This window comes from Kitasatospora sp. NPDC058190, assembly GCF_042883685.1.
GTDB lineage: Bacteria > Actinomycetota > Actinomycetes > Streptomycetales > Streptomycetaceae > Kitasatospora.
The window spans coordinates 1-8,106 of the sequence record NZ_JBHVVI010000215.1; the positions used below are offsets into that span (position 1 = coordinate 1).

8 protein-coding genes are annotated in these 8,106 nt (G+C 72.3%); 6 read left to right on the forward strand and 2 right to left on the reverse strand.

Annotated elements, in window-relative coordinates:
• A partial coding sequence (locus ACFVWU_RS43415) for an ABC transporter permease (RefSeq protein WP_387631926.1) occupies positions 1-1,939 on the reverse strand: 1,939 nt, incomplete at its 3' end.
• Positions 1,936-2,661, reverse strand: a complete 726-nt coding sequence (locus tag ACFVWU_RS43420; protein WP_387631928.1) for an ABC transporter ATP-binding protein — start codon at positions 2,659-2,661, stop codon at positions 1,936-1,938. The genes ACFVWU_RS43415 and ACFVWU_RS43420, both read right to left, overlap by 4 nt.
• Positions 2,662-2,800: 139 nt before the next feature.
• Here ACFVWU_RS43420 and ACFVWU_RS43425 point away from each other — a divergent pair, with 139 nt between their 5' ends.
• The 6 genes from ACFVWU_RS43425 (at position 2,801) to ACFVWU_RS43450 (ending at position 8,062) form a co-directional block, all read left to right on the forward strand.
• Positions 2,801-3,631: a sensor histidine kinase gene (locus ACFVWU_RS43425; protein WP_387631929.1), complete on the forward strand. Its 831-nt coding sequence runs from the start codon at positions 2,801-2,803 to the stop codon at positions 3,629-3,631.
• Positions 3,632-3,642: 11 nt separating this feature from the next.
• On the forward strand, positions 3,643-4,362 hold the full coding sequence (locus tag ACFVWU_RS43430; protein WP_387631932.1) for a response regulator: 720 nt from the start codon (positions 3,643-3,645) through the stop codon (positions 4,360-4,362).
• A 189-nt stretch (positions 4,363-4,551) separates the two neighbouring features.
• Positions 4,552-5,760, forward strand: coding sequence for a cytochrome P450 (locus ACFVWU_RS43435; protein WP_387631935.1), 1,209 nt, complete (start codon positions 4,552-4,554; stop codon positions 5,758-5,760).
• Between the two features lie 46 nt (positions 5,761-5,806).
• Positions 5,807-6,964: a type III polyketide synthase gene (locus ACFVWU_RS43440; RefSeq protein ID WP_387631937.1), complete on the forward strand. Its 1,158-nt coding sequence runs from the start codon at positions 5,807-5,809 to the stop codon at positions 6,962-6,964.
• Positions 6,961-7,545 (forward strand): NUDIX domain-containing protein, encoded by a 585-nt coding sequence (locus ACFVWU_RS43445; protein ID WP_387631940.1) that lies wholly within the window; start codon positions 6,961-6,963, stop codon positions 7,543-7,545. The genes ACFVWU_RS43440 and ACFVWU_RS43445 overlap by 4 nt, the downstream gene beginning before the upstream one ends.
• Positions 7,546-7,627: 82 nt before the next feature.
• Entirely contained in the window at positions 7,628-8,062 is a 435-nt protein-coding gene (locus ACFVWU_RS43450; RefSeq protein ID WP_387631943.1) for an SHOCT domain-containing protein, read from the forward strand.
• Positions 8,063-8,106: the final 44 nt, after the last annotated feature.

Sequence of the window (8,106 nt, forward strand, 5' to 3'; positions counted from 1 at the left end):
GGACGGAGAAGGTCGTACTGAAGGTCTGGATGGCGACGACGGGCCCTGCCGAGCCCGGCGTGACGATCGAGGGCGAGAGGCTCGGGTCGGCGGCCGTGACGGCTTTCTGGTACGCCTCGGCGTCGGCGCCGTCGGCGAGCCGCACGTCGTACTCGACCACGTGCGGGTCGGGGGTGAGCAGGGCCCTGGTGGCGTCGTTGGAGGAGATCGAGTTGGCGTTGCCCTCGACCTCCTCGCCGACGATGGTGACGGTGGTCTGCCGACCGTCGAGCACCAGGGTGACCCGGTCGCCGAGCTTGACCCCGTGCTGGTCGAGGAAGGCCGGCCCGGCCTCGATCTCGTTCAGCCCGGTCGCCTGGCGGCCCTTGACCACGTCGAGCCGCCGGTGGTCGACCATGTCGTCGCCGCCGTAGAAGTTGGCGAAGACCAGCTGGGGCTGGCCGACGATACCGACCCGGACCAGCCCGCGGACGGAGACCCGCTCGGCGCCGGGAGTGGCGTGCAGCATCGCCGTGGTCTGTTCCGGGGTCAGCCGGGGCGCGATCTTGTTCTCCGAGAAGGCGCTGGTCTGCACGTCGATGTGGGTCTTTAGGTCGGACGAGACCCCCATGGTCTTGGCCAGGGTGCTGCTCACCCCGGTCGTCACGGTCACGGTGACCACGCCGAGCACGATCGCCGCCATGGTCAGCGCGGTGCGGGCCGGGCGGGCGAAGGGCTGGCCGAGGCCGAGGCTGACGGCGCGCGGCAGCCGGGTGCCGCTCAACCAGCGCTGGACCTTCAGCCCGCGCCCGTTGCGCGGCGCGCTGCCGGCCGAGATGGCCTGGGCGGCGGAGAGCCGACGGGCGCGCGAGGCGGGGACGAGCGCGGCGAGGGCGACCAGCAGCGGAACGCCGATCAGGGTGGCGACGGGCAGCCAGCCGGCCGGCTCGATCACGGCGGTGCCGGTCGTGATCCCGGAGAAGGCGGTCTGGAGGATCGGGTACGAGGCCGCCCAGCCGGCCACCGTCCCGAGGACGGTGCCGACGACGGCGGGCACCGAAACCATGGTCAGGTAGACCGTGACCACCTGGCGCGGGGTGAAGCCGATCGACTTGAGCACCCCGATGTGCCGGTAGCCGGAGACCACCGCGCCGCTCACCACGTTGCCGACGATCAGCGCGGCGACGATCAGGCCGAGCACGCCGAAGACCGTCATCAGCGGCAGGTAGGCGTCGGCGCCGGCCGAGAAGGCCTGCTTGAGGACCAACCAGGACTGCCCGCTGGTGACGGCGTCCTTGGGCAGGCCCTCGGTGGCGTTGGCGAGCGAGGCGGTGAGCTGCTGCTCGGTGGCCGCGTCGGTGAAGCGGTAGAGCATCTGCCGACCGGTGGGGTGCAGGGCGGCCGCCTGCTCGGGGGTGACCCAGCCGCCGGAGGACTGGCTCATGCCGCTCGCGAAGCCGACGATGGTGAGCTTCACCCCGGTGTTGGTGGTGAGCGGCGTGCCGAGGTACGCCGCCCCGGCGCCCCCCGGCGTGTTGATGACCACCTCGCCGGGTGCGGTGGCCCACCGGCCGGCGAGCACGCGCACCCGGTCCACCGGCGAGTCCGCCGGGTCGGGCCGGCCGACCAGGGTCAGCGGGCCCGGCGGGCGGCCGACCCAGTCCTCGGGGATGGTCACCACGGCCTGGTCGAAAGGCCCGGCGGCCGCCTCGACGCCCGGCCGGTGGGCGGTGGCGGCCAGTTGCTCCGGCGAGGCCTTGACCGGGTCGAAGACGGCGGTGACGTGCGCGCCGTGCTCGGCCTCGAAGGCGGTGTCGAAGGGGGCTCGGGCGGCACTGATCACCGCGAGGGCGAGCAGCACGGTCGCGGTGGAGCAGAACACCACCAGGCCGATCACGATGGTCTGCACCCGGCGGCGCTTCACCGCCGCCCGGGAAGCCCGCCACACAGCGCCACTCACGACTGCGCCTCCAGCATCCGCTCGCGCGCCACCTTGCCGTCCGCGACCTCGACCAGCCGACTGGCGCACCGGGTGGCCAGGTTGGGGTCGTGGGTGACGATCAGCAGGGTCTGCCCGATCTGGTTGAGGTCGATCAGCAGGTCCATCACCTGCTCGCCCGAGCGGCTGTCCAGCGCGCCGGTCGGCTCGTCGGCGAGCAGCAGCGCCGGGCGGTTCATCAGGGCGCGGGCCACCGCGACCCGCTGGCGCTCGCCGCCGCTGAGCGTGGCCGGGTAGACGTCCTTGCGGTGCGCGACGCCGAGCTCGTCCAGCAGTTCCAGTGCCCGGCGGCGCGCCTGCTTGGCGCTGGTGCCGGTCAGCTGGGCGGCCAGGGCGACGTTGTCGAGGGCCGGGAGGTCGTCGATCAGGTTGAAGAACTGGAAGATCATGCCGATGTGGCGGCGGCGGAAGAGGGCCAGCCCGTTCTCGTTCAGCCCGCCGAGGTCCTGCCCCTGTACGCGGACGGTTCCGGAGCTGGGCCGGTCCAGCCCGGCCACCATGTTCAGCAGGGTGGACTTGCCGCACCCCGAGGGGCCCATCACCGCGACCGCCTCGCCCGCCCTGATCCGCAGGTCGAGGCCGTCGAGCGCCTTGGCGTCGCCGAACTCCTTGTGCACCCCGGACAGCTCGACGACGACCTGCGCGTCGTCCGGCCGGATGGTCCCGTCGTGGTCGTTGCTCATGGTCGACGACGGTAGGCGCGGCGGCCCGGGCCGGGCGTCCCACCCCAGGTGTAACCGCGGGCGGCCGTAGTACCGGGGATGTACGGGGGCGGCACCCCCGGATGATGTCGATCAAGCGCTGACCTGGGAAGCTGGCGTCGTGTGGGGAACGGGATTGGACTGGGCGGCGGTCGGGGTGGCGGCCGGGGCGTGCGCGGGCGCCGGCTGGCTGGGCGTCGAGCTGGTACGGGCGCGGCGGCTGTACCGGGAGGCCATCGGCGAGCGCGGCTGGCTGCTGGAGCGGGAGCGCGAGAGCGCCGCCAGCGCCGCCGTGGACGCCGAACGGGCGCGGATCGCCGCCGAGTTGCACGACATCGTGAGCCACAACGTGAGCCTGATGGTGGTGCAGGCCGGCGCCGCGCGCGAGGTGCTGGCCACCATGCCGGAGGAGGCGGCGGCCGCGATGGGCGCGGTCGAGGCGGCCGGGCGGGACACGATGACCGAGCTGCGGCACCTGCTGGGCCTGCTCGCCCCGGCGGCGGACGGCAGCGAGGAGCCGGAGCCGGAGGACTTCGCGCCGCAGCCGAGCCTGACCAGGCTGAGCCCGCTGATCGACCGGTTCGCCTTCGCCGGGCTGCCGGTGGAGGTCCGGATCTCCGGTGAGCCGAGGCCGCTGCCCGGCGGCATCGACGTGACGGCGTACCGGATCATCCAGGAGGCGCTGACCAACGCGCTCAAGCACGGGGACGGGGTGACGGCCGAGGTGACGGTGCGGTACGCGGACCACTACCTGCGGGTGGAGGTGCTGAACAGCGGGCCGAGCGTGCTCTCCGGCGCGCCCTCCCCCGCACCGAAGCAGGCGGACGGCGCCGGGCGCGGGCTGATCGGCCTGCGCGAGCGGGTCGCGGTGTACGGCGGGGACCTGGACGCCCGGCGCCGGCTCGGCGGCGGCTTCCGGGTGCGCGCCCGCATCCCGCTGGACCGGCCGTGATGGAGGCCCCCATGGAACACGGAGAGCGTGTGGAGAAGACCGAACAGCGCCGGCCCCGGGTGGTGATCGCCGACGACCAGGAACTGGTCCGCACCGGCTTCCGGATGATCCTCACCGCGCGCGGCATCGACGTGGTCGCCGAGGCCTCCGACGGCGCCGAGGCGGTGGCCGCCGCCGTGCTGCACCGGCCCGACGTGGCCCTGCTGGACATCCGGATGCCCGTCATGGACGGACTGGAGGCCGCCCGCCGCATCCTGGCCCAGGCCCCCGGCTGCCGGGTGATCATGCTGACCACCTTCGACCTCGACCAGTACGTCTACGCCGCGCTGTCCGCCGGGGCCAGCGGCTTCCTGCTCAAGGACGTCACCTCGGCCCATCTCGCCGCCGCCGTACGGCTGGTGGACACCGGAGACGCCCTGCTCGCCCCCTCGATCACCCGCCGCCTGGTGGAGCGCTTCGCGGTCGGCGCCCCGCACCCCGCCGCCCGCGGCGCGGACTCGCCGCGGCTGCACCGCGACCTCGCGCCGCTCACCCCGCGCGAGGTGGAGGTGCTCGGCCTGCTCGGACGCGGCCTGTCCAACAGCGAGTTGGCGACCGAACTGACCCTGAGCGAGTCGACGGTCAAGACGCATGTCGCCCGGATCTTCGCCAAGTTGAACCTGCGCGACCGGGCCCAGGCGGTGGTGCTCGCCTATGAGACCGGGCTGGTCGCACCCGGCGACGGAAACTGACCGTCAACTTCCGCATCCACCAAGATAATTCGCATGACAATCATCCATCTCACTCGATAGAGGGAACAGTTCGGGGGATTCACATTTTTGCCAGTCCATGGGGGGAACATCTCCGTGCCCAGGTCCGAACCATGACGAACCGTTCGGGCCGGCATCACCCCGGCATGACGAAGACAATTGGACAGGCCCGTGACCACCACCGCCCCCGTGTGGGACTGCCCCTTCCACCACACCGACGGTCTGGAGTTCGACCCCCTCCTCAAGCGGTTGCTCACCGAGGCCCCGATCGCGAAGATCCGCCTGCCGCACGGCGAGGGTGAGGCCTGGCTGGCCACCCGCTACGAGGACGTCAAGGTCGTCACCACCGACCGCCGGTTCAGCCGCGCCGCCGGCATCGGCCGCGACCTGCCGCGGATGACGCCCGCCCCGATCGCCCAGGCCGAGGCGATCAACCTGATGGACCCGCCCGAGCACAACCGGCTGCGCCGCCTGGTCGCCCAGGGCTTCACCAACCGCCAGGTCGAGCGGATGCGCCCGGCCACCCAGCGGATCGTCGACGGCTACTTCGACGAGATGGAGGAACACGGCGCCCCGGCCGACCTGATGCACTTCCTCTCCAGCCGGCTCCCGCTCACCACCATCTGCGAGGTGCTGGAGATCCCGGAGCAGGACCGCGAGCAACTGCGCGCCTGGGCCGTCGCGATGATGCGGATGGGTCCGGGCAGCCGGGAGGGCCAGGAGGAGGCCAAGGCCGGCCTGCGCGCCTACTTCACCGGGCTCACCGCCGCCCGCCGCGCCGACCCCGGCGAGGACCTGATCAGCGCGCTCGCCACCGCCCGCGACGGCGAGGACCTACTGGACGCGGACGAGCTGGCCGTCATGGCGATGGTCCTGCTGGTCACCGGCCACGACACCAGCACCTACCAGCTCGGCAACATCACCTACACCCTGCTCACCCACCCCGAGCAGCTCGCCAAGCTGCGCGCCCAGCCGGACCTGCTGCCGCGCGCCCTGGAGGAGCTGCTGCGCTTCATCCCGTTCCGCCAGGGCGTGGGCATCGCCCGGGTCGCCGTCGAGGACGTCGAGCTGGGCGGGGTGCTGATCCGGGCCGGCGAGGCCGTGCACGTCTCCTACCTCACCGCCAACCGGGACCCTTCGGCGTACGAGCGTCCCGACGAACTGGACTTCGACCGCGACGCCGGGCCCGTCAACATGGCCTTCGGCCACGGCCAGCACCGCTGCCTCGGCTCGCACCTGGCCCTGATGGAGCTCCAGGTCGCCATCGGCACCCTGCTTCGGCGTTTCCCCCGGCTGCGCCTGGCCGTCGACCCGTCCGAACTCGACTGGAACTCCGGCTCGATCTGGCGCTTCCCGCGCACCCTGCCGGTCACCTGGTAGCCCCTCCCCACCACACCGTTCCCGCAGCACTGGGGAGACCCACACCATGGCAACACTCTGCCGCCCCGCCATCGCCGTACCCGAACACGTCATCACCCTCGACGAAACCCTCGACCTGGCCCGCACCCTGCACGCCGACCACCCCCAACTCGGCCTGGCCCTGAGGCTGATCGAGAACACCGGGGTGCGCACCCGGCACCTGGTCCAGCCGATCGAGCAGACCCTCACCCACCCGGGCTTCACCGTCCGCAACCGGGTGTACGAGCGGGAGGCCAAGGCCCGCGTCCCCGAGGTCGTCGAACGCGCCCTGCGCCACGCCGAGTTGGGCGCCCAGGACATCGACCTGATCATCTACGTGTCCTGCACCGGCTTCATGATGCCGTCGATGACCGCCTGGCTGATCAACACCATGGGGTTCCGCTCCGACACCCGCCAGGTGCCGATCGCCCAGCTCGGCTGCGCGGCCGGCGGCGCCGCCGTCAACCGGGCGCACGACTTCTGCCGCGCCTACCCGGGCGCCAACGTGCTGATCGTCGCCTGCGAGTTCTGCTCGCTCTGCTACCAGCCGACCGACCTCGGCGTCGGCTCGCTGCTCTCCAACGGCCTGTTCGGCGACGCGATCGCCGCCGTGGTGATGCGCGGGCAGGGCGGCAACGGGGTGCACATCGAGCGCAACGGCTCACACCTCGTCCCGGACACCGAGAACTGGATCTCGTACGGCGTCAAGGACACCGGCTTCCACTTCCAGCTGGACCGGCGGGTCCCCGGCACCATGGAGATGCTCGCCCCCGCCCTGCGCGGCCTGGCCGGACAGCACGGCTGGGACGTCTCCGGGCTGGGCTTCTACATCGTGCACGCGGGCGGCCCGCGCATCCTGGACGACCTCTGCCACTTCCTCAACCTGGAGCCCGCGACCTTCCGTTACAGCCGGGCCACGCTCACCGAGCGCGGCAACATCGCCAGCGCCGTCGTCTTCGACGCCCTCGCCCGACTGTTCGCCGACGGCGGCGCGCCCGAGGGTACCCCGGGGCTGATCGCCGGCTTCGGACCGGGCATCACCGCCGAGATCTCGCTTGGCAGTTGGGTCGGCGCCCCGACCGAGCCGGCGCACCGTCGGCCGCGCTCCATCGCCACCCCCGACATCGCCCTCGTCCACCAGAGCGTCCCCCGCCGTTTCCAGGCCGGCACTACGATCACGGAATGACCGACACCACGGACCGCACCGACACCGCCGCCAGAGCCGCCGAACTCGCCGCCCTGTTCCCCGTGCTGCACGCGCCGCAGTACTGGGCCTGGGGCCGCTACGACGCGCAGTTCTCCACCGTGCTGCCGCCGGACGATCTGGTCACCAACATCCACCTGGTCGGCTTCGCGGACGGCGGCGTGGTGCTGTGCCGGGACGACCGGGACCACTGGTTCCTGCCCGGCGGCACCCGGGAGCAGGACGAGTCCGTCGACGCCTGCCTGGCGCGCGAGCTGCGCGAGGAGGCCGGCGCCCGGCTGCTCGGCGAGCCGGCCTGGCTGGGCGCGCACCGCTGCCGCACCGACGACCCGGTGCCGTACCGGCCGTGGCAGCCGCACCCGGAGAAGGCCTGGCTGTGGGGCTGGGCCGAGGTCGCGCTGGACTCCACGCCGACCAATCCGGCGGACGGCGAGCAGGTGGTCGAGGTCCGGGCCCTCCCGGTCGCCGAGGCGCAGCGGCTGCTGCTCACCGGGCACGACGCGTGGTGGGGCGAGCTGATCGGGCTCGCGGTGGAGCTGCGCGAGCGGGCCGCGCGGGGCTGAGGTAGTCCCGGCGGACCCGAAGACCACCGGAACGGCCGAACATCAGAGCACACTGTCCGTTTCGCGGTGATAACACGTGATTATGGACACCAAGCTGCTGGCCGTGGACTACCCGGTGCTCAACATCTTCTGGACGATGCTGGAGCTCTTCCTCTGGGTGCTCTGGTTCTTCCTGCTGTTCAAGATCATCACGGACATCTTCCGCAGCCACGACCTGGGCGGTTGGGGCAAGGCGGGCTGGCTGCTCGTGGTGATCATCCTGCCGTTGATCGGCGTCCTGGCCTACCTCATCGCGCGCGGCGCGGGCATGGGGAAGCGGGATGTCGCCCAGGCCCAGCAGGCCGAGGCCGCGTTCAAGGCCTACGTCCGGGACGCGGCCGCCGGGACACCACCGGAGGGCGGCGCCCCCGGCGGCCGCAGCCATGTCGACGACCTGACGAGGCTGGCGGACCTGAAGGACAGGGGCGCCATCTCCGACGAGGAGTACCAGAAGGCCAAGGACAAACTCCTGGTGTGACCGGACCGGACGGCCGGGGCCGGTGGGTGCTGCCCGCACCCACC

Excerpts from the sequence above, each read along its gene's own strand:
- ACFVWU_RS43420 (WP_387631928.1), bottom strand. The coding sequence starts at position 2,661 with ATGAGCAACGACCACGACGGGACCATCCGGCCGGACGACGCGCAGGTC.
- ACFVWU_RS43430 (WP_387631932.1), top strand. The coding sequence starts at position 3,643 with ATGGAACACGGAGAGCGTGTGGAGAAGACCGAACAGCGCCGGCCCCGG.
- ACFVWU_RS43450 (WP_387631943.1), top strand. The coding sequence starts at position 7,628 with ATGGACACCAAGCTGCTGGCCGTGGACTACCCGGTGCTCAACATCTTC.
- ACFVWU_RS43440 (WP_387631937.1), top strand. The coding sequence starts at position 5,807 with ATGGCAACACTCTGCCGCCCCGCCATCGCCGTACCCGAACACGTCATC.
- ACFVWU_RS43445 (WP_387631940.1), top strand. The coding sequence starts at position 6,961 with ATGACCGACACCACGGACCGCACCGACACCGCCGCCAGAGCCGCCGAA.